The 23,917-nt window shown below is 42.1% G+C and carries 23 protein-coding genes; 5 read left to right on the top strand and 18 right to left on the bottom strand.

The window, feature by feature from the left end; all coding sequences use genetic code 11:
- Positions 1-6 precede the first annotated feature (6 nt).
- Positions 7-918 carry a magnesium transporter CorA family protein gene (locus tag LA303_RS02065; RefSeq protein WP_240527093.1) on the bottom strand — a complete coding sequence of 304 codons (912 nt, stop codon included), beginning with the start codon at positions 916-918 and terminating at the stop codon, positions 7-9.
- 180 nt (positions 919-1,098) lie between these two features.
- On the opposite strand from LA303_RS02065, the gene tal reads away from it, so the two are divergent.
- Entirely contained in the window at positions 1,099-2,055 is a 957-nt protein-coding gene (gene tal, locus LA303_RS02060) for a transaldolase (RefSeq protein ID WP_240526279.1), read from the top strand.
- A 14-nt stretch (positions 2,056-2,069) separates the two neighbouring features.
- On the opposite strand, the gene LA303_RS02055 is transcribed toward tal, so the two are convergent.
- Both LA303_RS02055 and LA303_RS02050 read right to left on the bottom strand, forming a co-directional pair.
- The gene (locus tag LA303_RS02055) at positions 2,070-2,963 is read right to left on the bottom strand and encodes a YitT family protein (protein ID WP_240526278.1); all 894 of its coding nucleotides are present in this window, start codon (positions 2,961-2,963) and stop codon (positions 2,070-2,072) included.
- A 94-nt stretch (positions 2,964-3,057) separates the two neighbouring features.
- Positions 3,058-3,504: an NUDIX domain-containing protein gene (locus LA303_RS02050; protein WP_240526277.1), complete on the bottom strand. Its 447-nt coding sequence runs from the start codon at positions 3,502-3,504 to the stop codon at positions 3,058-3,060.
- A 776-nt stretch (positions 3,505-4,280) separates the two neighbouring features.
- Here LA303_RS02050 and LA303_RS02045 point away from each other — a divergent pair.
- Positions 4,281-4,706, top strand: a complete 426-nt coding sequence (locus LA303_RS02045; RefSeq protein WP_240524787.1) for a transposase — start codon at positions 4,281-4,283, stop codon at positions 4,704-4,706.
- Positions 4,703-5,533: an IS3 family transposase gene (locus LA303_RS02040; RefSeq protein ID WP_240525466.1), complete on the top strand. Its 831-nt coding sequence runs from the start codon at positions 4,703-4,705 to the stop codon at positions 5,531-5,533. The genes LA303_RS02045 and LA303_RS02040 overlap by 4 nt, the downstream gene beginning before the upstream one ends.
- A 129-nt stretch (positions 5,534-5,662) precedes the next feature.
- Here LA303_RS02040 and LA303_RS02035 read toward each other — a convergent pair whose 3' ends face one another.
- From LA303_RS02035 to LA303_RS02005, 7 genes are all read right to left on the bottom strand, one after another.
- Positions 5,663-6,088 carry a hypothetical protein gene (locus LA303_RS02035; RefSeq protein WP_240526276.1) on the bottom strand — a complete coding sequence of 142 codons (426 nt, stop codon included), beginning with the start codon at positions 6,086-6,088 and terminating at the stop codon, positions 5,663-5,665.
- A 12-nt stretch (positions 6,089-6,100) separates the two neighbouring features.
- Positions 6,101-6,478 carry an anti-sigma factor gene (locus LA303_RS02030; RefSeq protein ID WP_240526275.1) on the bottom strand — a complete coding sequence of 126 codons (378 nt, stop codon included), beginning with the start codon at positions 6,476-6,478 and terminating at the stop codon, positions 6,101-6,103.
- Between the two features lies 1 nt (position 6,479).
- Positions 6,480-7,028, bottom strand: a complete 549-nt coding sequence (locus tag LA303_RS02025; RefSeq protein WP_240527092.1) for an RNA polymerase sigma factor — start codon at positions 7,026-7,028, stop codon at positions 6,480-6,482.
- A gap of 339 nt (positions 7,029-7,367) precedes the next feature.
- The gene (locus tag LA303_RS02020) at positions 7,368-8,567 is read right to left on the bottom strand and encodes an aminotransferase class I/II-fold pyridoxal phosphate-dependent enzyme (protein ID WP_240526274.1); all 1,200 of its coding nucleotides are present in this window, start codon (positions 8,565-8,567) and stop codon (positions 7,368-7,370) included.
- 192 nt (positions 8,568-8,759) lie between these two features.
- A complete protein-coding gene (gene pheS / locus LA303_RS02015; RefSeq protein WP_240526273.1) occupies positions 8,760-9,779 on the bottom strand; it encodes a phenylalanine--tRNA ligase subunit alpha in 1,020 nt (339 codons plus the stop codon).
- Between the two features lie 13 nt (positions 9,780-9,792).
- Positions 9,793-10,428 carry a peptidylprolyl isomerase gene (locus tag LA303_RS02010; RefSeq protein ID WP_240526272.1) on the bottom strand — a complete coding sequence of 212 codons (636 nt, stop codon included), beginning with the start codon at positions 10,426-10,428 and terminating at the stop codon, positions 9,793-9,795.
- Positions 10,429-10,496: 68 nt separating this feature from the next.
- Positions 10,497-11,099, bottom strand: coding sequence for a thymidine kinase (locus tag LA303_RS02005; RefSeq protein ID WP_240526271.1), 603 nt, complete (start codon positions 11,097-11,099; stop codon positions 10,497-10,499).
- 153 nt (positions 11,100-11,252) lie between these two features.
- On the opposite strand from LA303_RS02005, the gene LA303_RS02000 reads away from it, so the two are divergent.
- Together LA303_RS02000 and rsmI are read left to right on the top strand one after the other, a co-directional pair.
- Positions 11,253-12,056, top strand: a complete 804-nt coding sequence (locus tag LA303_RS02000) for a hypothetical protein (protein ID WP_240526270.1) — start codon at positions 11,253-11,255, stop codon at positions 12,054-12,056.
- An 11-nt stretch (positions 12,057-12,067) separates the two neighbouring features.
- Positions 12,068-12,745: a 16S rRNA (cytidine(1402)-2'-O)-methyltransferase gene (rsmI, locus tag LA303_RS01995; RefSeq protein ID WP_240526269.1), complete on the top strand. Its 678-nt coding sequence runs from the start codon at positions 12,068-12,070 to the stop codon at positions 12,743-12,745.
- 3 nt (positions 12,746-12,748) lie between these two features.
- Here rsmI and LA303_RS01990 read toward each other — a convergent pair whose 3' ends face one another.
- The 8 genes from LA303_RS01990 to LA303_RS01955 form a co-directional block, all read right to left on the bottom strand.
- Positions 12,749-14,782 (bottom strand): protein-disulfide reductase DsbD family protein, encoded by a 2,034-nt coding sequence (locus LA303_RS01990; protein ID WP_240526268.1) that lies wholly within the window; start codon positions 14,780-14,782, stop codon positions 12,749-12,751.
- A 302-nt stretch (positions 14,783-15,084) separates the two neighbouring features.
- Complete coding sequence (locus LA303_RS01985; RefSeq protein ID WP_240526267.1) at positions 15,085-16,191, bottom strand: chorismate mutase; 1,107 nt, start codon at positions 16,189-16,191, stop codon at positions 15,085-15,087.
- An 11-nt stretch (positions 16,192-16,202) separates the two neighbouring features.
- Positions 16,203-17,045 carry a prephenate dehydrogenase gene (locus tag LA303_RS01980; RefSeq protein ID WP_240526266.1) on the bottom strand — a complete coding sequence of 281 codons (843 nt, stop codon included), beginning with the start codon at positions 17,043-17,045 and terminating at the stop codon, positions 16,203-16,205.
- 14 nt (positions 17,046-17,059) lie between these two features.
- On the bottom strand, positions 17,060-18,235 hold the full coding sequence (locus LA303_RS01975; protein WP_240526265.1) for a pyridoxal phosphate-dependent aminotransferase: 1,176 nt from the start codon (positions 18,233-18,235) through the stop codon (positions 17,060-17,062).
- Positions 18,204-19,058 carry a prephenate dehydratase gene (locus LA303_RS01970; RefSeq protein ID WP_240526264.1) on the bottom strand — a complete coding sequence of 285 codons (855 nt, stop codon included), beginning with the start codon at positions 19,056-19,058 and terminating at the stop codon, positions 18,204-18,206. The genes LA303_RS01975 and LA303_RS01970 overlap by 32 nt, the downstream gene beginning before the upstream one ends.
- A gap of 219 nt (positions 19,059-19,277) precedes the next feature.
- A complete protein-coding gene (locus LA303_RS01965) occupies positions 19,278-19,919 on the bottom strand; it encodes a hypothetical protein (RefSeq protein ID WP_240526263.1) in 642 nt (213 codons plus the stop codon).
- A 303-nt stretch (positions 19,920-20,222) separates the two neighbouring features.
- Positions 20,223-21,992, bottom strand: a complete 1,770-nt coding sequence (locus LA303_RS01960; protein WP_240526262.1) for an acyl-CoA synthetase — start codon at positions 21,990-21,992, stop codon at positions 20,223-20,225.
- Positions 21,993-22,199: 207 nt separating this feature from the next.
- Positions 22,200-23,417 carry an S-adenosylmethionine:tRNA ribosyltransferase-isomerase gene (locus LA303_RS01955; protein ID WP_240526261.1) on the bottom strand — a complete coding sequence of 406 codons (1,218 nt, stop codon included), beginning with the start codon at positions 23,415-23,417 and terminating at the stop codon, positions 22,200-22,202.
- Positions 23,418-23,917: the final 500 nt, after the last annotated feature.

Here is a 23,917-nt window from a genome sequence, read left to right as displayed (position 1 = left end):
CCGCTGTCACATCCAGTGTTTTTTCTTAAAATACCAAATCATACCAACTCCCAGGGTAATCATTACCCCAAGTAAAATCCAAAAGGCCGTTCTTTCTTCCTGCAAAGGAAGCGAAACGTTCATTCCATACAATCCGGTTAAAAATGTCAATGGAAGCACAATGGATGAAATCAGGGTTAAGATTTTCATGATCTCGTTGGTTTTATTGGTCTGCATAGAATCGAAAGTAACCGAAAGGCCTTCTATCAATTCAGCATAATCTTCGGTCATATCCCAGATTTTATTGTAGTAGTCCAGAATATTACCCCAGTAATCTTCCATGTTGTCGGCAAAACCCTCAATGCTTCCCGATTCAAATTTATTGAACACCCGCAACTGAGGTTTAAACATGGTATTCAGCACAATAATATTTTTCCGGGTAGCCGAAAGCCGTTCAATAATCGTTTCTGCACGAGCACTAAAAAGCTCACGATTAATCAGTTCCAGTTCCAGCCCCACTTTTCGCAATAAATAAACGGCTTGGGTCATCAATCTTTCCATCATCGTATAAAGCAAGGCATCGGAAGTGGCTATTTCAAAAGCTTCACCCCGTTCTTCCTGACGTTTCGCTTCTTCAAAAAGGCTGGTAATCACCCAATGGGTTTTCCCCACGGTAATGATATAATCTTCGCCCCAGAAGATTTTCACCTCTTTGGGCTTTACAAACAAATTTTGTTTATCAAAATTGGGGAAGTTTAAAATCAGAAAATAATAATCATCATAAACATCGATCTTCGGGCGTTGATTTGTCTGGCGACAATCTTCAATATCGAGGGCGTGAAAATGAAAAGTATTTTCCAGAAACTCAAAATCCTGTTCGGAGGGCTGGGCAATATGATACCATTTTAATCGTCCACCTAATTTTACCGTTTCAACCATAGGCAAGCCTCCTTCTTATTTTTGTCAGGAATAATCCACGTGAGAATAAAAAAATTTGGTGTGCCAAAAATAATCAAATTCGGTGAAACAGGGATTTCTCTTTGCCAAGACTATTTCACAAAAAAGAATACTACATATGAGAAGTTGTTTTATCTTTGAAAATCAAAAAAGAAGATATTCATGAATACATTAGAACAATTAAAACAATACACCACCGTAGTAGCAGATACCGGTGATTTTCAGTCGATTAAAAAATACAAACCGCAAGATTCCACCACCAATCCATCGCTTATTTTGCAAGCAGCTCTTCAACCAACCTATCAGCCTTTGGTAGAAGATGCCATCCGTTATGCCCAAAAATCAGGTGGAGATACAAAACAAAAACTGCGCGAAGGACTAAAAAAAGTATTTGTCAATTTTGGAATAGAAATTTTGAAAATCGTTCCGGGAAGAGTTTCCACGGAAGTGGATGCCCGTTTGTCATTTCGCATTTATGACACCGTTTCCTATGCCAAAGGGCTCATCAGGATGTATGAGAAAGAGGGTATTCCGCGCGAAAGAGTTTTAATTAAAGTCGCCTCTACTTGGGAAGGCATTCAGGCTGCCCAAATCCTGGAAAAAGAAGGAATTCACACGAACCTGACCCTGTTGTTTTGTCTTACACAGGCTATCGCCTGTGCAGATGCCGGTGTCACGCTGATTTCGCCTTTTGTAGGCCGTATTCTCGACTGGTATAAAAAAGAAAAAGGGGTTGACCACATTCCGGCAGAAAATGATCCCGGCGTACATTCTGTACGGGAGATTTATCATTACTACAAAAAATTTGGTTATCCCACCGAAATCATGGGAGCCAGTTTCCGAAATAAAGAGGAAATTCTGGCCCTGGCCGGATGTGATTTGCTGACCATTTCGCCTAAACTTCTTGAAGAACTTGAAAATGCTGACATTCCTGTACAGCCTCAGCTTACCTTAGAAGCTGCCCGACAGTCCAAAATGGAAAAAGTAAGTCTGGACGAAATGGCTTTCCGCTGGCACCTGAACGAAAATCCTATGGCCAACGAAAAGCTTTCGGAAGGTATCCGGCGATTCAGCAACGATATCCGAACGCTGGAAAAATACCTGTCAGAAAAAATTTAAGTTTTCCGAAGGGTTTATGACTCAAGTTTCGACTTGAGTGATTTAAACCCTTCACCCAATATTTCACTGGCATTAAGCACCGTTACAAAAGCATGCGGATCGATGCTATGAATATATTCCTGTAAAATGGCCATCTCACGGCGGTTTACCACCGTGAAAATGATTTGCTTTTCTTTATGGTTATACATCCCTGTTCCTGAAAAAAGTGTTCCTCCACGGTTCAGATCATGAATGATCTTGTGACCAATTTCTTCAAATTTATCGGAAATGATGAATAACACTTTGTCGTAATTCAAGCCTTCCAGAATCGTATCCAACACTTTTCCGGAAATAAAAATAACGATGAGCGAATAAAGCGGGATTTTCCAGTCTTTAAAAACAATCAAGCCGAAAAGGACGATGGTGGAATCCACAAAGATCATCAATTGTCCCATCGGCAAACGCGTATATTTGCTGATGATCATGGCAATGATATCGCTACCGCCCGAAGTCGCTTTCGATTTAAAAATCAAACCCAGTCCGACCCCGAGAAAAAGGCCTCCAAAAATGGAAGAGAGCAACGCGTCGCCTTGCACCAACGGCTGATAACCATAAAAGTAGGTAATTCCGTCATTAAAAAATGCGGTAAGGACAAAACCCACAACGGTTTTCATTCCAAAACGCGGCCCCAAAACTTTTATTCCGATAATGGTCAGCGGAATATCGAAAGCCAGTGCCATCATTCCCACAGGAGTTCCCAGCAGGTAATGCAAAACGATGGAAATACCGTAAACGCCGCCCGGTACAATTTTATACGGCGTGATAAACAATACAAAACCGGAAGCGAGAATAAACGATCCGACAACAATCAGGCTGTAATCGATCAGCCATTTTTTACTGAAGACCTTTTGTTTTTTCAGGAAAGCCATAATCTTGATTTTTAAATGATATGAATGGTATGCTGATTTTAAAAAGCCGGCAAAGATAATAGTTTAGACGGGGCAAAACATCAGCAAAAGAAAATTATTTTTTTTCGCAGGAAAAGTGGAATTTCCGGCAGGCCTCAGCCAGGATATCTGCATGGTCAAAAGCCAGATCCGGCAGTTCGTGCAGCGAAAACCAACGGGCATTCCGGGCATCATCACCGGCCTGGATCTCCGGGTCATTTTCCGGGAAAGCGGTAAAAGCCACGGAAACGGTCCGGTGTCGCGGATCGCGGTCAATAGCGCTGTACGCCTTAAGCTGTTCCAAAGCTACCTGCTCTACTCCGGTTTCTTCTTTCAGCTCACGGACAGCGGCTTCTTCAAGGGTTTCATCCATATCCATAAAACCGCCGGGAAAAGCCCACTTCCCTTCAAAAGGAGCATGATTTCGCTGAATCAGAAGAATTTGCCAGGAATCCTTTTTTTTGCGGAAAACCAGAATATCTACCGTAACAGCAGGACGAGGATAACGATACGTGTAAGCCATTTTTTAATTCTTTGGTACGAAGATACCAAAAAACAAATCACAAAAAATCCTACTACTTTCTTTAAGTACTTCACACTTCAAATTTTAAGTACTTCAAGTGCCTAAAGTTTGGAGTGCCTAAAATGGGAAATCAAAAAAAAGAGCAAATGACAACTCCAAAAGCCAACTATATTGTCATGTTGAACGCAGTGAAACATCTTTTTTAACAGCCGTGATTATTTTGAGATCCTTCACTGCGCTGCGCTCCGTTCAGGACGACAACAAAAAACATGGATAAAGCAATGAAAATCAACCAATCACTAATGACCAATAGCTTCCTATTCATCGGTTCATCACCAATATTTATCATTCCCTTCCCAATGACCAGTGACTCTTTTTACCACAAAGTCTCTCAAAGGGCATCACAAAGGAACGCCAAGGAAATGTAACAAATCTCACCCCGTTTATCACTCAACATTTATCCTTCCCAATGACTAATGACCAAGTTTGAAATCCCAAAAAACAAAAGAACAAATCTCCCAAAAAATCACAAACGCTAAAACGCAAAACCCTAAACCGCTAAAATCAACCAATCACTAATGACCAATAACTTTTTCCCATTCATCGGTTCATCATTCTACACTCATCATTCATCCTTTCCCAATGCCCTTTTTCACCAAAAGATAAAACATCAAACATCCTTCCATCGAAAATCCAAACATCCTCCATCCAATGTCAATGCCTGAAATAGGTTGACCACTTTTAACATAAGAATTCACTTTAAAAAACAGTTAAAAATGGCAACAAGAAGACAATTTAAAATGACCACCGCCGAGCGAAGGCGTCGTCATTTCAGCGACAGTTTCAAGATTCAAAAAGTCAGGGAAATAGAAACAGGCAAAACAAAAGTTTCCGAAATTAGCAAACAATATGAAGTAACCACTACTAACGTTTATCGGTGGTTAAACAAATTCGGAACTATGAAAGACAAGAAAGAGAAACTTATTATTGAAACAGATAGTGACACAAGGCAGCTATTGGAACTCAAAAAGAAAGTAGCAGAACTTGAACGGATAATCGGCCAAAAGCAAATCCTGATTGATTTCAAAGATAAGATGATAGAACTGGCAGAAGAGACCTATGGCGTAGATATAAAAAAAAAGTTTTCTACCCGACCCTCGAATATTTCTGGCACCACAGAGAACAATACCGATACAGCATGAACCGTCTGTATAAGAGCATAGGGATTAGTAAACAGGCTTTTCATAAGATGCTGGATAAAAAGCTGAGAATACGCTCAGAGCAAAAGCAATTACTGGTTATGATTTATCAAATACGAGAGGATCATCCTACAATGGGAATACGGGATATGTATTATAAGTTACGTCCCCAGACCATGGGCAGAGACCGGTTTGAAGCCTTTTGCAAATCAGAAGGGTTAACGGTAGCAAAGGTAAAAAACTGGCGAAGAACCACCGATAGCACAGGCGTTGTCCGGTTTGATAATTTATTAAAAAGCATGACTTTAACCGGAATTAATCAGGCATGGCAAAGTGATATTACCTACTATGAAATAAACAGCAGATTCTATTACATCACTTTTATTGAAGATTCCTATTCCAGACGGATTTTAGGTCATTCTGTTTCAAAAAGGCTGACTACAGAACAGACTACATTACCGGCTTTACAGAAGGCTATTAAACTTCGGATGAAGGAAAACACAATGACAACCGGTATTGTATTTCACTCAGACGGAGGGGGTCAATATTACGACAAGGCTTTTTTAAAGCTGACTCAAAAAGAAGGCTTTAAAAACAGCATGTGCGAATACCCGTGGGAGAACGGGAAAGTAGAAAGACTAAACGGGGTTATAAAAAACAATTACCTGAACCATCGTCAGATAAACAGTTTTGAAGAACTTCAAAAAGAGGTTGACCGAACCGTGTTACTTTACAACCAGGAAAAGCCTCATATAGAGTTACAACGAAAAAGCCCCAATGAATTTGAAAAAAGTTATCTTTGTAATGGACAACAATCCTTCAGTCTCTAAGATCACTCATGAATGAACAACGTAAATAATGAAAATAAGTAAGTAAAAACGGTCAACCATATTCAGGCATCTACACAAACATCTCCACATCAAAAATCCTCCATCCTTCCATTCTCACATCAAACAGTCTCAGGGTTTTGCCGGCGGCTGTTGATTTGGCGGAGGATACATCCGGCGATGCATCCGGTGGTTTTTCATCATCTTTCGCCTGTGCCACTCCAGTTTTTCCAATCGTTTTATCTGCTGTGGCGAAAGAAACGGTTTTAAATCGTGTTGTAGTTTTTTAATGAATTCGATTTGTTGCTGCCGGAAATTCATCATGTTTTCCCGGTTTTTCCGGGCATACTCTTCCAGCACGGGTTTCATTTTCTGCCATTGTTCCGGTGTCGGGCGCAAAATACGCCGGATTTCATACCGGAAACCGGTAGGCGTATAATAACGTTGCATCCGGTTTATGCGGTTATGAATCAACCGGCCGCTGACCAAAAAGCCCAAAACAAACCCGATGAGCAATACCGCAATAAAAGCCAGTGTATATTTTGTTTTATCATTCATCATTTTGCCATTTTAAAACATACTTAACATGCCCAAATCAGGAGCATAACCGTGAATTCCCAACAAACTGTCAAGATTCAGGCTCCCGTCCATAAAATAAACCGAAAGCAACACCAAAATGATGGCAGCCACGCCTGAAAGGGCCACTGCACGAAATACCGAACGGAAAACAAAAGGATTTTCACCAGCCATTCGCATCATGACCTTTTCAGTAAATCCGGGCTGAAAGTCGGGCGACCACGTCGAGAAATCGTGTCGGATTTTATCCAGCGTTTCTTTTTCTTTTCTTAGTTGCTCCGACGAAGAGAGCGCTGCTGCTAACTTTTGATGCTCTTCGGCAGTCAGCTCTTCATCGTACGACCGAATCAATAATTTTTCCTTTTCTTCCATATCAGTATTCCTCCAGTTTTTTCAATAACGATTTCAATTTTACCTGAGCCCGGGCCAACCGCGAGAGCACTGTCCCTTCCGGCAATTCAAGTATTTGTGCGGTTTCCTTGGTGGAATACCCTTCGATGAGGCGTAATATCACCACCACACGGTATTTTTCATCCAGGCCAGCCAATGCTTTCTGAACCCATTCGGTATTGTCAGACTTTTGAAAAGTATGCCGATCGGCATACAAAGCATCATATTTTTCCTCCAATCCGGTAGTTCTTTGTGTTTTCCTTTTCTTCAGCGCATTCAGCGAAAGGTTAATAGCAATCCGGGTCAGATAGGTTCCCAACGAAGCATCGCCTTTATATTGATGCAGTGAACGGTAAAACCGGATGAATGTCTCCTGTCCGATATCTTCAGCATCCGCCTGATTGCCCAGCATCCCTATCACCACTTTGGCCACAATTCCTTTGTACTTCTGCACAATTTGTTCAAAAGCCTTTTGATCTCCTTTTTGCACCGCCTTTATCAGTGCTACATCATCTTCATATTTTCCCACCACTTTATACAAAAAGCTTTTGTTTAATTTATTGACAATAAAAAAGACTGTTTTATTCCCTGAACAGAAAAAAAAACGACAAAAACAAAGGTACCTAAAAAGCGGAAACACTTTTTTAAAGCCGTAACAAAACCTTAAATCCTGTTATAAATAAACCTGTAGAAGAAACAAAAGGAATAATACCGGTTACAAATACAAAAAGCGCTTTTGGTTCATTTCAATCCCAAAAGCGCTTTTCCGGTTTAATGCACCCCGAAAAACAAAGTACAAAAGACATTACTCTCGCAAGAATCATTTTGAAAAAATGTTCTTGTAGATGAATTCCGTTTACTGAAATGGAGTTTAATGATAAATTCCCACTTTTTTCCCGGCTGCATAAATTTTATCAATGGCTTCATCAATTTGCGGAAGGGTGTGGGTAGCCATCAAGGCAAAGCGCAGCAAAGAATCTTCAGGCCGCACAGCAGGAGAAATCACCGGATTAATAAAAACCCCATCATCCAAAAGCATTTTCGACAAGAGAAAAGCTTTGTCATTATCGCGTACATACACCGGAATAATCGGGGTTTCTGTATTTCCCACATCCATTCCCAACTCTTTAAAGTGGTTTTGGGCATGGTGTGTATTTTCCCACAGACGGTGAACCAATTCATCATCTTCTTCAATAACATCCAGCGCAGCAAGCACACTGGCAGCAGAAGCCGGCGGCAAACTGGCACTAAAAATCAAAGACCGGGCAGTATGTTGCAAATAATTAATCAGTTCTTTTGAACCGGCAATGAATCCGCCAATGGAAGCCAGCGATTTGCTAAAAGTTCCCACGATCATCTCCACATCATCATCTAAACCGAAATGATTTACTGTTCCGGAACCTTTTTCTCCTAAAACACCAAGACCATGAGCATCGTCGATCATTACCGAAGCACCATATTTTTTGGCCAGCCGGACAATCTGATCCACTTTGGCAATATCGCCTTCCATACTAAAAAGTCCGTCGGTAACAATAAGCCGTAAAGCATCCGGATTATTGTTCTCGCCCAGGTTTCGCAATACTTTTTCCAACGATTCCATATCGTTGTGCCGGTATTTCAGGATTCTCCCAAACGACAAACGGGTAGCATCAATGATAGAAGCATGACTTTGTTCATCAATTACAGCCACATCATACCGGCCGATAACCGAAGGAATAGCACCGAGATTAGACTGAAATCCGGTGGAAAAAGCCAGGGCAGCTTCCTTATGAACAAAACGAGCCAAACGGTGTTCAAGCTCAATATGAATATCCAGCGTACCGTTTAAAAACCGTGAACCGGCCGTACCGGTACCATATTTTTTGATGGCAGCAATAGCTGCTTCTTTTACTTTCGGATGGCTGGTAAGCCCGAGGTAATTATTAGAACCAAACATGGAAACCTTGTGTCCCTTCATTTCCACCACAGCATCCTGTCCCGATTCAAGCATCCTGAAGTACGGATAAACACCCAGTTTTTTATATTTTTGCGGCGCAGTAAATTTCTCAGCCCTGTTTTGTAAATCACTCATTCTTATCAAATTACGTTTAAACACCGGGTAAAAATTTATTTCCGGTGCCTTGCAAATCTATTGAAAATTCCTTTCAACACAACAAAATCGTCTAAAAAACGAAATCGTATTTCTTTTATCAACTGTTAACAATCGCTTTTACAGCAGTTTCTCATTTATTGTAAAGCATAAAAAAGCGGAAGTTTAACTTCATTATCTTGCTGCAGTAAACTGTTCCAGAAAACGCAAGTCGTTTTCAAAAAACAACCGCAGGTCGTTCACCTGGTATTTGAGCATGGTAATTCGTTCGATACCCATACCAAACGCAAATCCGGTATATTTTTTATTGTCGATATGACAAGCTTCCAGCACATTCGGGTCAACCATACCACAGCCGAGAATTTCTACCCAACCGGTATATTTACAGATGTTACAGCCCTTACCGCCACAAATATTACACGAAACGTCCATTTCAGCTGAAGGCTCGGTAAACGGAAAATAAGACGGGCGAAACCGGATTTTGGTATGCTCGCCAAAAAGCTCACGGGCAAAATAAAACAGGGTTTGCTTTAAGTCGGTAAATGAAACATTTTCATCTACATACAAACCTTCCACCTGATGAAAAATACAGTGTGCCCGGGCAGAAATAGCTTCATTACGGAAAACCCTTCCGGGAGAAATCGTACGGATGGGCGGCTGCGATTTTTCCATAACACGCACCTGCACCGACGAAGTATGGGTACGCAATGCCAGATCCGGATCTTTTTCGATAAAAAAGGTATCCTGCATATCCCTTGCCGGATGTTCTTCCGGGAAATTCAAAGCGGTGAAATTATGAAAATCGTCTTCTATTTCCGGCCCTTCCGAAACGGTAAAACCGATACGCGAAAAAATATCGATAATTTCATTCCGGACAATGGAAAGCGGATGGCGGCTCCCTAACGGAGCGGATGCCGGCAGCGTCAAATCCAACTGTGTTTCCTGATCACCGGTTTGGGTATCCAGTTTCTCTTTCAGCGCCACAATTTTATTTTGTACGGTCTGCTTCAGCGTATTGATGAGCTGTCCCATTTCGCGGCGTTGTTCTGGCGGAACCGATTTAAAATCAGCAAACAAAGCAGGAATTTCCCCTTTCTTTCCCAAGAACTTAATCCGGAAATTCTCCAGCTCTTCCAGATTTTCCGCAGAAAAGGCTTCCACCTCTTTCAACAGGGCATTAATTTTCTCTCTCATTTATTCTTTCGTTTTAATTATCCAAAACTTTAATGGTCATGGTAACAGGCACCAGCGGTTTGTCGTGGGCATCCGTTTTTACCGAAGCTATTTTATCCAACACATCAAAACCGGAAAGCAATTCGCCAAAAACCGTATAACCGCCATCGAGATGCGGTGCTCCGCCAATGGTTTTATAAACTTCCCTTTCTTCTTTGGTAAAAACATGACCGGTACGGGCCGATACTGCATCAAGATATTGATCGGTAACCACCTTTCCCTGTACAATATAAAACTGTGATCCATCAGAACGTTTTTCCGGATTGACATCATCGCCTTCGCGGGCCATGGCCAAAGCGCCTTTTTTATGAAAATGGTTGGGCCGGATTTCTGCCGGAAGCGTATAACCCGGATCCGAACGACCATCTTTGTTACTTCCCCCCTGAATCATAAAATTTTTAATCACCCGGTGAAATGTAGATCCGTTGTACCATCCTTTCTTGACCAACTTGATAAAATTGGCTGTTGTTTTAGGAGTATCGTTATACAGCACAGCCATCATATCGCCAAAACGGGTATGAATCACCACAAGGGTTTCCGGTTTTTCTCTTTTTTGTGCCGACACGGAGGAACACATCAACAACCCGACGATGAAAAACAGATATTTCATGGGCACACAGCCTTTCTATTTGCCCGGCAAAATTAGAAAAAAGAAAGATACATCAGGAAACATACGCATCAATCCGCTTTTTCGGACGAATTGCTTTCCTTACGGGCTTCAAGAAAACAACGACGACACAGGGGTTCGTAAGCATCCGTTTCGCCCAATACCACCAGATTATCATTTTTTACCGTCCGGTGTGAATAATGGGCCAGATTTCCGCAGCGAATGCAAATGGCATGTACTTTAGTCACATATTCAGCAATCGCCATCAGTTTAGGAATCGGGCCAAAAGGCTTTCCGAGATAGTCCATATCCAAACCAGCTACAATTACCCGTTTTCCATTCATAGCCAGCTCATTACAAACAGAAACCAATTCTTCACCAAAAAACTGGGCTTCATCAATCCCCACCACTTCAAAATCTTCGGCATAAAACAAAATTTGCGATGCATTTTCCACCGGCGTTGACGACACCGATTTGGCATCGTGCGAAACCACATCCGTATCGTCATAACGGGTATCCACTGCCGGCTTAAAAATCTCCACCTTCTGCCGGGCAATGCGGGCCCTGTTCAACCGGCGAATCAGCTCTTCGGTCTTTCCGGAAAACATAGAACCGCAAATCACCTCTATCCATCCCGTTCGTTCCGAATTGTTTCGGTCTTTTTCAAGAAACATGAATCAATTGTTATTTTTCTTATTACTTTTGAATGGACAAATTTAACCAAATCTGTTTAGCATGCCCCAAAGAGAACCGGTAAAATTTTAGCGGTTACGACAAATTTTTACGGCACAATAACAGTTAAATTTTCAAATAATAATGTCCAAAAAATGAACAAAGCCGATTTATTAACCGATATAAAAAAAGCGCTGGAGAAACTGCTCGTCGAAACCCAAAAGTGGGAAAATCAAAGCCAGCCAATGCCGACAATTGAGAAAGACCTGCTACTGGAAAAAACCCGGCGCCTTTACGAAAAAATGAAAGCGCTGGAAGAAGCGGAACAAAAGGAACGGCTCTCTCCGGAAGAAAATTTATCGCATGAACCGGCTTTGGAAAATGAACCGGCTTTTGTTTCTGAACCGGTGATGGAAGAACAGCCAGAAACCCAACAAGAACAACCCACTGAAAAAGAAACCATTCCGGAACCACCGGCAGAAAAAAAGCCAGAAACAGAACAACAACCGGTGAACGAAGAAAAACCGGCTGAACCGCAGCAAATCCAGGACGAAAAACCGGCCACCCCCGAACCGAAAGAAAAGAAACCGGAAACCGAAGAAAAATCAGTACAGGAAAAACCGGAAGAGATCACCCTTGATCTTTTTTCGGATTCGGTGACTGAAACCGTAGGCGAAACATTAAAACCATCCGATCCGGCCATTGCCGAAACGCTGCAATCTTCCGGAATTCAGGATTTACGCGAAGCCATTGGAATAAACGATAAGTTTTTGTTTATCAACGAAATGTTTCACGGCGACATGGAACAATACAACAAGGTTATTGATGAGCTGAACAGCTTTTCCGGACTGCCAGGAGCACAAACTTATCTCGCTGAGCTACAAATTCAATATCAGTGGGATGAAAACAGCCCGGCATTGGAAAAACTGCTTCAATTACTGGAACGTAAATTTGGATAAAACCCAAGGCCATGTCAAAATTATATCTGGTACCCACTCCAATTGGCAATCTTGAGGATATCACCTTCCGGGCACTTCGCATTTTAAAAGAGGTTTCTCTTATCCTTGCCGAAGATACCCGTACAACCGGAACCCTGTTAAAACATTATGACATTCAAAACCGATTACAATCGTTTCATATCCATAATGAGCACAAGGTAGTTGCCAGATATGTGGAACAAATCCTGGCGGGCGAAACCATCGCGCTGGTCAGTGATGCCGGAACCCCTTCCATTTCCGATCCCGGATTTTTGCTCGTTCGCGAATGCCTGAAAAACAACATTCCGGTAGAAACATTGCCCGGAGCCACTGCTTTTGTTCCCGCACTGGTCAATTCGGGTTTTCCGTCAGACCGGTTTTTTTTCGAGGGATTCCTTCCGCACAAAAAAGGAAGACAAACCCGCTTAAAAGAGCTGGCTCAATACCCACACACGCTTATCCTGTACGAATCGCCTTACCGGCTAATAAAAACGCTGGAGCAGATGATGACTGTTTTCGACCCGGAACGTCCGGTTTCTGTTTCCCGTGAGTTGACAAAAATCCATGAAGAAACCATCCGCGGTACTTTTGCCGAAGTACTCGAATATTTTAAAAACAAACCGGTAAAAGGAGAAATCGTCATTGTGGTAGGTCACAAAGGCGATTTGTAAGCATTATTCTGCCGGTTTTTTATTGATGTTGAACAGGCTTTTCCCCTCTTTGTAATTTTTTATTCCTTCTTTCAAGAACCGGATAAAATGATCCACATTTAAATCGTACGCCTTGGGTTGTACCAAAACATTTCCTTTATTATCCATCAGCACATAAAACGGCTGGGCATTTACCCCGAATTTCGAAATCTGAAAATCGGCATCTTTTTTCCCCAGTGTTTTCTTCAGCTTCCCGTCATACGACGATCTAACCCATTCATTTTTAGGGAGCGGATACTTATCATCCACATAAAGGGCAAGGATCACATAATCATTACGCAAAATTTTCAGCACCCGCGGATCAGACCACACATTGGCTTCCATTTCACGGCAATTGACACAACCATGTCCGGTAAAATCAATAAAAATGGGTTTGTTTTGTTTTTTGGAACAAGCTACAGCCTGTTTATAATCGAAATATCCTTTTAAACCATGAGGAAGTTCCAAAAAGCTGTGATACTTCGGCGTTGCACAAATCTCTTTGGGCTCATGCGTTGCTCCACCGCCGTAGATCTGTAAATTGTCACGGACAATTTTGTTGACATCAAAATCGATGGTACTCTGAGGCGGAAGATAACCCGAAAGAAATTTCAACGGAGCACCAAACATCCCCGGAATCATGTAAACCACAAAACTAAAAGTGATAATAGAAAGCAATAATCGCGGAACAGTCACGTGTTTTACCTCATCATCATAAGCAAACCGGATTTTACCCAACAGATACAATCCCAGCAAAAAGAAAATTACGATCCAAAGGGCAAGATATACTTCGCGGTCAAGAATATGCCAGTGATAGGTCTGATCGGCAATGCTCAGGAATTTAAGTCCAAAAGCCAACTCAAGGAAACCGAGAACCACTTTCACCGAATTGAGCCATCCGCCCGACTTGGGTAAATTAGACAACCACGACGGGAAGAAAGCAAACAAAGTAAACGGAAGAGCAAAAGCCAGCGAAAAACCAAACATTCCTACAATGGGTTTTAAAATTTCGCCTCCGGCCGATTCTACCAAAATAGTTCCCACAATAGGACCCGTACAGCTGAAAGACACCAAAACCAGGGTAAGCGCCATAAAAACAGGACCCAAAATACCACCCCGGTCTGCTTTCTGATCCGATTTGTTCACCAGCCAGTGCGGCATGGTGATTTCGAACATCCCGAAGAACGAGAAAGCAAAAACCATGAAAATAATAAAGAAGATAATGTTAGGCAACCAGTTTGTACTAAGCCAATTAGCAATATTCGGCCCGGCAATCACAGCCAATACCGAGCCAATCAGGGTATAAATGGCAATAATACTAAAGCCATACAACAACGCTTGCATTTTTCCTTTGGCTTTGTCTTCCCCCTCTTTCATAAAGAAACTTACCGTCATCGGAATCATGGGGAAAACACAAGGCGTAAGAATACCAAGAAGTCCGCCGAGAAAAGCCAACACAAAAAAGCCCCAAAGGCCTTTTTTCCGGCCGCCAATATCAATTTTATTTTTTCCGGAAACCGTAGTCTGCTTTGCAATCGCTGCAGTAGAGGCTGCCGTTTTCACTTTTCCCAGATCAAAAGAAAAATCCACATCCTGCGGAGGCAAACACTGGGTATTGTCACAACACATGTAATTCAGCGTTCCTTTCACCACCGCTCCGGCTCCTTTAATCTTCACTTTCTGGACAAACCGTACACTATCAAGATAATATTTCAACTCCATGTTGAAATTTTTATCAAACTCTTTGATCACCTGTCCTTGTTCTTCCACTTTTCCTTCCAGCGTATAACTGCTGCTGTCTTTCTTAAAAGTAAATGTAGTAGCAGGAGGCGCTTGCGGAATATCCTGCGAATATAAGTGCCAGTTATTGTCAATACGGGCTGTAAAAATCAGCGCATATTCTTTGTCCGCAATTTTTTGTGTGGAAAATGACCACTTTACCGGTTCCAGGATTTGGGCAAACAGCGGTGCTACAGACAAAAGAAAAAGAACCGCAAGAAAGGAAAATCGTTTCATCATTTCAGATTAAGGTTTTTCAACGGATTGTTTTTTTGCGTTGCAAAAATAGTACTTTCCGCGCGATTCATCCCGGTGAAATGGAAAGATGTTTAATGATCGGGTATGATGAATAACGATTGGCTTTGGGGAGCTCCCCATAACACAAAAATCCGGATTCCGTTTTTCTGTCCGGAGAACTCTGCCGGAAGCATCCCCTCGTGACTTTGAAGAACAGAACAATAGCAGCCCACGGCTACCGGGATAAAGAACGAAGGGTGCGATCAACACCCTGTCGTCACTTCGTTCTCTTTTCCCTGTTGATCTTAAGCTTCCGGTTTTTTCTTACCGTTCATGATTTCCATCTGATGGTTGATGGATTCCTGGTGGATGGCTTTAAAAGCCCGGTTGATAAATTCCCGGCTTAAGCCGCGTTTAGCGCCTTCTTCGATACTTTTATAAATGATATCTTCCCAACGTTTGTTTTGCAGAATACTGATGTTATTCCGTTTTTTGTATTCACCAATGGCTTCGGCCACCTGCATGCGTTGTTCAATAAGATCTAAGAACTGCTTATCGAGCCAATCGATTTTTCCACGCAGTTCTTCCAAAACATTCAATTGTTTTTCGTCAGTGGGGCGGGGACTACGTAACACAAGCTGGTCAAGTAATTTGCCCAACTCTTCCGGAGTAATTTGTTGTTGGGCATCACTCAATGCTTCCTTTGGATTCACGTGTGATTCAATCATCAACCCGTCAAAATTCAGATCCATGGCTTTTTGTGAAAGATCCAGAATCAGCTCTGCTTTTCCTCCGATATGACTGGGGTCATTCAGCATGGGAATCTCCGGAAGACGGCTTTTCATTTCGATAGGAATCTGCCACTGCGGAAGATTCCGGTAACTCGATTTTTCATAAGTAGAAAAGCCCCGGTGAATCAGTCCGATTTTTTTTATTCCAGCCTGATAAATCCGTTCAATGGCGCCAATCCACAGCTCCAGGTCCGGGTTTACCGGATTTTTTATCAACACACCGATATCTGCCCCCTGCATGGCATTGGCAATTTCCTGAACAGCAAAAGGATTGGCTGATGTACGGGCTCCAATCCACAACACATCCACCCCGTATTTCAGTGCTTCATAAACATGGTTGGCATTGGCCACTTCAATGGTCAACGGCAAGCCAGTTTCCTGTTTGGCTTTTTTCAGCCAGGAAAGCCCCTTGGCTCCCACTCCTTCAAAGCTGTTGGGACGCGTCCGCGGTTTCCAGATTCCGGCACGGAACATATCTACTTTTCCGGTTTTTTTTAAACCAATGGCGGTTTCCACCACCTGTTTTTCCGATTCGGCACTACAGGGACCGGCAATGACAAATGGCCGTTCATGATATTCTTCCCATTCTGACAATTTTTTGATATGCAGATCTTTAGGCATGATAACTAATTTTAAAGTATTTTTTGAATTTTATTGGATTCGTGAATTAAACGGGTAATCTCGTCGTGATCTTTCTTTTGTATAGCTTCCCGGAAAGCTTCCAGTTTATGGATGTAGGTATCCAGTACTTCCAAAACATAATCGGAATTTTGGTCAAAAACAGGAACCCACATTTCCGCTGAACTTTTGGCCAATCGCACGGTAGAAGCAAATCCACCACTGGCCAGATCAAGAATTCTCTTCTCGTCTTTTTCCTTTTCAAGCACCGCCAGCGAAAGAGCAAAAGCCGAAATATGCGAAATATGCGAAACATAAGCAGCACTGACATCATGTTCATGCGGCTGCATATAAATGACTTTCATGTGCAGGGTTTCGTACATCTGTTCTACCATTTCGAGTGCTGCCGGACTGCTGTTTTCTTTTTCGCAAATAATGGCTGTTTTGTAATCGAACAAACGGCTGATGGCAGCCAACGGACCGGAAAACTCAGTTCCGGCCATAGGGTGAGAAGCTACAAATTGTTTCCGGTTGGGATGATCGGCAATTTTTTGCAAAATACCGGCTTTGGTAGATCCCACATCGGTTACCACTTTTTGGGTTCCCTGACAAAGAGTTAAGATTTCCGGCAACAACTTCTTGGTTACATTGATCGGTGTAGCCACAATAACCAGATCAGAAATCCGGATAGCCTCTTCCAGCTCCATCACATCATCAACCAACCGGCTCAGTTTGGCAATATTGGCATGTTGCGGATTCACATCAACACCCACCACTTTTTGGGCAAACTCACGTTTTTTCAAATCCAGGGCCATTGACCCGCCGATTAATCCGATACCCACTACACATACATTCATTCTTTTTCTTTTTTCTAATTCATCATTCTTGTTTTGGCTTCAAGCAGTCTTTCTTCGGGCGTACACAAAGAAAGTCTCAGATAACGTTCTCCGGCAGAACCAAAGATAAATCCGGGGGTAATAAAAACCTGATTTTCATGAAGTATCTTCTCTGACAGTTGTTCCCCGCTTTCGGCCGTATCCGGAATTTTCGCCCAGACAAACATGCCCACTTGCTGTTTATTGTAACTACATTGCAGCTCATCAAAAATCCCGAAAGCAATTTTTCTTCGTTTCCGGTAAACGGCATTCAACTCATGATACCAGCTCTCCGGTTGTTGCAAAGCCTTTACAGCAGCCAGTTGCAGCGGCTTAAACATTCCGGAATCCATGTTACTTTTTGCCTGCAAAACCGCTTTGATGTACGCAGCATGTCCGGCTACCAAACCCAGTCTCCAACCGGCCATATTGTGTGATTTGCTCAGTGAGTTTAGCTCCAAAGCCACCTCTTTGGCTCCTTCTACTTCTAGCAAACTCAGCTGCTCATCGTTCAGGACAAAGCTGTACGGATTGTCATTAACCACTAAAATTTGGTTTTTCTTTCCAAAGTCAACAGCCTGTTCAAAAAGAGAACGGGAAGCCCGGGTACCGGTAGGCATATGCGGATAGTTCATCCACATGATTTTTACTTTCGAAAGGTCTGTTTTCTCCAGGGCAGTCCAGTCGGGTTGCCAAAATTTATTTTCATCCAATGGATAATAACGCACAGTAGCACCCAACAACCGGGCCACCGCTGCATAAGCCGGATATCCCGGATTAGGAACCAGCACTTCGTCACCCGGATTTAAAAAAGCCATAGAGATGTGCATGATTCCTTCTTTAGAACCCATTAGCGGTAAAATCTCATTCTCCGGATTCAACTTCACACCGAAATATTTTTGGTACCACGAAGCATACGCTTGTCGTAATTCAGGAATTCCGGAATAGCTTTGATATGCATGATTCCCCGGCTGACGGCTTTCGGTGACAAGCGTCTCGATAACCGCTGCAGCAGGAGCGCCATCCGGACTTCCGATACCCAGATTGATAATGTCCTGGCCTTTTTCGCGCAAAGCGGCTATTTCCTTCAGCTTACGCGAAAAATAATATTCACTGACTACTTTTAACCGGTTGGCTGTATCAATTTTCATAGAATTTTTCTCCTTTTTCATATTCACCAAAAACGGTTAATTCACTTAAAAGCGGCCGGATGGCATCCAGCGACTGGCGATATTTTTCAAAATCTGAAAAATCAACATCCACATAAAAGAGATACTCCCATTCTTGTCCCACAATGGGAAGTGATTGTATCTTAGAAAGATTGATTTTATAAAAAGAGAGTACGGAAAGTACTTCAGAAAGGCGTCCCTGCTGATGCGGCAAAATAAAACAGAGCGAAGCTTTATCGATTTTTTTTCCGGCCAGGTGACTTTTGTAGTTTTCGTCATCCGAAACCACAAGAAAACGGGTATAGTTCATTTTGTTGGTTTCGATCCCTTCGGCCAAAATATCGAGATGATACAATTTAGCAGCCAGCCGGCTGGCAATGGCAGCCACTCCTTTCATGTTGCCTTCACTGATCCAGCGGGCACTCAAGGCAGTATCTTCCGAATCGACCAGCTGAACCCCGTTCCTGCGGAATGGTGTTAAAAATTCCCGACACTGCTGAAGCGCCATGGGATGGGAATACACTTTTTTGATATCCTCTGTTTTTTGTCCGGGCAAAGCCAGCAAATGCTGCTCAATGCGCAAATACACTTCACCGAGAATACGCAACCCCGACTCCCGCAAAAGCGTGTAATTGGGCAATATACTGCCCACAATGGAATTTTCAATGGCTACCATTCCATAACTGGCCCGTTGAAAGCGCAATGCATCAAACAATTCATTAAAAGAAGCACAGGGAACCGCTTCATAATCATCATGATTAAAATATTTCCGGATGGCGATTTCATGAAATGCCCCCCTGACTCCCTGCATGGCTATTTTTATCATCTCTTTATTTTTTGTCAAAAAAAAAGTCCCGAAAAACTTCCGGGACTTTTATGTTTTTGTTGTTTTATTGATTGTCAAACCACATACAGCCCCGTATCACTTTTAAAATAAAAGTAATAAAAGGTGTAAAAAAAGTTGTTTGACATTAATTGAATCATTGTATTCTTTCTTTAACGCGACAAATGTATAGAAATATTTTTTATTTCAAAGTATGGAGCGTTATTTTTTGTCAAAAAGCTGTTTCACATCCGTTGATTTCGTGCGGGAAAGTGAACTTTTCACCTGAACCGCAGCGGACAAATAAGATTCCACGCTTCCTTTATAATAACCGGTAATCGATTTTCCATCTTTGCCTTTACAATCAAAACTAATTTCGTAATCGTCGCCATCCGATTTTACATCCAACGTTCCGGAACTAATTTCTGTTTCAATTCCATCTCCGGTGGCTACATTGTAATCAAAAACGGCATCAGCATACAAAAAAATGCCGGATTGGTCAAGAGCCAGAGAATCCAATACATAATGTCCATCAGCCAGTTTATCCGAGCTGGTAGAATACGCTATAAAAAAAATCCCGCTTCCTGTTCCGGAAATCGAATCAATGTTTCCATCCACAGGATAAATGGTGAAGCCAGAAGAAACCAGCAGCAGTCCTACAGGATAAACGGCAAGAGAACCATCTTCAAGTTTTGCATCTTTTTCACTTTGCGAAGCATCAAAAACAAAGCCGTTGCTCAACGCGTATGATACATTGTCGTGTTTGATGTAATTACCCGGATTGTCCGAGTCTGAATCATCACATCCCATAAATACCAGGCTAATCAAAAACAAGCCCATTGCAAAAACCAATAATTTTTTCATTTTTTCTGTTTTATTCATTAATAGATTAAAAAATTTAGTAATATAGTTTTTGTCTGTTAAAACAACAAACAAATTAGTCTATAACTCTTTGTTTAACAAGTAATATTAATGTCAAAGATACATATAATTTCCACGCCGGAAATTTATTTTCTGCATTTTCGATGAGACGATAAAGGGAAATATTCTAAACACAAGAATTTCTTCCCAACTTACACAAAAAGAAAGGATGGGGAAAAGCTGATTTTCAAACCGGAAAAGTATCTGCATCTCGCAAAAAAAGATGCAGATACTGAACTCAAATTATTATTTTCTTCTTCTCAGATTCAGTTCTTTGGCAAATTCTTTTTCAAAGAATTCGTATTTTCCTTTTTTACCACTGCGACGTAATTCTTCGTCGTAAGCCCGCAGGTCTTTCCGCATTACCTTAGAACTGATCGTTTTTGGAAACTCATCCATAAATTCGATGGAGCGGGGACGTTTGTAAGGTGCCATGTGGTCACGAATGTAGCGGAAAATTTCCAGTGCCATCTTCCGATTGGGCGTGTACTCCGGATTCAACACAATAAAAGCTTTGGGAACAATCCGGTCTTTATCATCTACAGTAGGAATGACTCCGACCTCCAGTACCGCCTGGTTTTCAATAATTTCACTTTCCACTTCAAAAGGACTAATCCGGTAATCCAGGCTCTTAAAGACATCGTCCACCCGTCCGACAAAATGCACATAACCTTCTTCGTCCATGTATGCCGTATCGCCCGTGAGGTACCAACCGCCTTTAAAGATGTCTTTGTTGCGTTGCTGATCTTCATAGGCTGTTAACAATCCCATGGGTTTCACCGGATAAGTAGCGCAACAAATTTGTCCGTCTTGTCCGGGCACTACTTCATCCAACTGGGCGTTGAGAATTTTCACTTCATAACCCGGAGCTACTTTTCCGATGGAACCGGCTTGCGGTTTCATTCCCGGGAAAGTCGCAATCATGGCTGTGGTTTCGGTTTGTCCGTAACCTTCACGCAATTCTACTCCGGTAAGGTCTTTGGCCATTTTACTGATTTCAGGATTCACCGGTTCGCCGGCACTCACCATTTTTTTCAATGAAAAATTATACTTTGAGAAATCACGACTGCCAAAGAGTTTCCAAACGCTCAACGGAGCACAAAGACTGGTAATTTTGTATTTCTCCATGGCATCGAGCACCTTGTCCGGATCAAACTGATCATATTTCAGGGTAAAAGCCGTACATCCGGCATTCCACGGGGCAATAAAGCTGCTCCATACAAACTTTGCCCAGCCCGGCGAACTGATGTTATAATGCACATCGTCGGGTTTCAGGTCAAGCCAGTACATCGTGGTCAGGTGTCCGACAGGATAATGATGCGGATGCATTACCAATTTAGGTTTGGAAGTGGTTCCGGAGGTGAAAAACAAAAAGAGAATGTCTGTTGAAAAAGTGATAAAATTCGATTCATACGTTTCTTCGTAGTTTTTATTTTCGTTGTAATCTACCCAGCAGGGAATATTTTCCTTGTTTTCGCACTGGCATCTTTCTTTCTCAGGCCTTACACAAACCAAACCTTTTAACCGGTAAAGAGCCTCACCGGCTTCGTCTACACGATCCATATATTTACTGTGCGCCACTACAAATTTTACATCACCACGAACAATGCGGTCGGATACATCAGCCGGAGACAGAAGGGTGGAAGCCGGAATAATCGCTCCGCCGGCTTTCATAATTCCCAAAAAGAGCTCGTAAATCTCCACAGAGGTATCCATCATCAACATCACACGATCCCCTTTCTCAAGTCCCAGGTCATTTAAAAAATTAGCCACCCGGTTTGAGCGTTTCATCATATCATCGTAGGTAACCGTTTCGTCATTTCCTTCAACATCAGCATAAATCAGAGCCGGTTTCTGATTCCCTTCCGCAATGACATCAAAATAATCCAATGCCCAGTTAAACTTGGTGATCCGGGGCCATTTAAAGCCGGCAACCGCTTCTTCATACGATTGAACATTCAATACAAATTCACGCAAATCAAAGAACTTTTGCGCATCGTGGCTTATTTCTTTCATGGGTTAATTGTTTTTAAGTGAATATACCTTTCAAAAGTAAAACGGAAATTTTACAAACCCAATTTTTTATACAGGATTTTTTCTTTTTCGTAGTTGTGAACGATTCACTATCAAATCAGTTAATACTGATTAACAACAATTTACAACACTGACTAAAACCAGTAAAAATTAGAGCTTTTGAAGAAATAAAACCGGATGAGTAAAAAATCAGGGCAAAAACAAACAGCTATCGCCATAGCTCAGAAACCGGAAATCATTTTGCAGCGCAAACCGGTAGGCTTCTTTCCACCGGGGACCAATAAGCGCTGAAACCAGAAGTAAAAGCGTGCTTTTCGGTTGATGGAAATTGGTAACGATTCCCCGGGCATAACGAAAAGTATATCCCGGGACAATAATCAACTGCGTCGTTCCTTTCAGCTCATTGCTTTGCTCTTTTTCAAGAAAACGAATCAAAACATCCAAAGCTTTCCGGGATGAAAAATCTTCCGGAATAGACAGTTGATACGGATCCCATTGTTGCACATGAAAAGGATCCGGCAGGTTTTTATGCAAACGCAGGGCCATCCAAAAGAGGCTTTCAAGCGACCGCATGGAAGTAGTGCCTACCGGAATGATCTTTTTTTCAGAAGCCCGGTACAAATGTTTCAGCGTTCGTAACGAAACCCTGATTTGTTCGGTATGCATTTCATGTTTGCCAATGGTATCGGCAGAAACCGGTTTAAAGGTTCCGGCTCCCACATGCAAAATTAACCGGTCTTTATCAATCCCTTTTTCGTCAAGCTGTTGCAGGATCTTTTCTGTAAAGTGCAATCCGGCGGTAGGCGCAGCTACCGAACCATTTAGCCGGGCATAAACCGTTTGATAACGGGTTTTGTCGGTTTCTTCAGCTTCGCGATGCAGATAAGGAGGCAACGGCGTATGGCCAGAAGTTTCTAGAATATCAGCAAAAGAAAGTGCCGGTTTATCCCACGAAAAGGAAATGAGAAATGCATCGGAAAGTTTTTCTTTGACTTCAGCCTGTAAAATTACCGGCTGGTTTGCCACCGTCAACTCCGTTTGGAGAGGTCCTGATTTCCAGCGACGGGCATTACCCACAAAGCATTTCCACACCACCGGTGGCGATTGCTGAAAAGCCAGCTGAAAATCATTGACCGGTTCTACCGGTTCCAAACAAAAAATCTCTATCTGAGCACCGGTAGATTTCTGAAACAACAGCCGGGCCTGAATCACCCGCGTTTCGTTAAATAAAAGCAAGCTGTCCGAGGGCAATAAATCCGGAATTTCTGAAAATTTTCGTTGGGAAATTTCACCATCTTTTAAAAGAAGTAATTTCGACTGATCGCGTTGAGCCAACGGGTATTTGGCTATTTTTTCATCCGGTAAAGGATAATCATAGTCATCAATTTTTATTCCGGTAACGTCCATGCTATAAGCTTAAAAACGGGCAAAAGTAAGAAACATCTCTTTACGGAAACGGAAATCTAATGGAAGATGTTTGGATGTGAGGATGGAGGATTTTCGATGTGAAGGATGTTGGATGGAGGATGTGAAGATGGAAGGATGGAGGATTTTTGATGTTTTATTTTTAAGAGGAAAAGGGTCATTAGGAAACGATGAACGATAAATGTTGAGTGATGAACCGGTGAATGGGAAAAAGTTATTGGTCATTAGTGATTGGTTGATTTTTAGCGGTTTAGGGTTTTGCGCTTTAGCGTTTGTGATTTTTTTGGAGATTTGTTCTTTTGTTTTTGGGGATTTCAAACTTGGTCATTAGTCATTGGGAAGGATGAATGATAAATGTAGAATGATGAACCGATGAATAGGGAAAAGTCATTGGTATTAGTGATTGGTTGATTTTTAGTGTTTTAGTTGTGTTTTTTACTGCCATCCTAAACGAAGTGAAGCGCAGTGAAGAATCTCAAAAA

Source organism: Candidatus Sulfidibacterium hydrothermale, from assembly GCF_020149915.1.
In the GTDB taxonomy this organism is placed as follows: domain Bacteria; phylum Bacteroidota; class Bacteroidia; order Bacteroidales; family F082; genus Sulfidibacterium; species Sulfidibacterium hydrothermale.
This window is presented reverse-complemented; position numbering and strand designations above follow the sequence as displayed.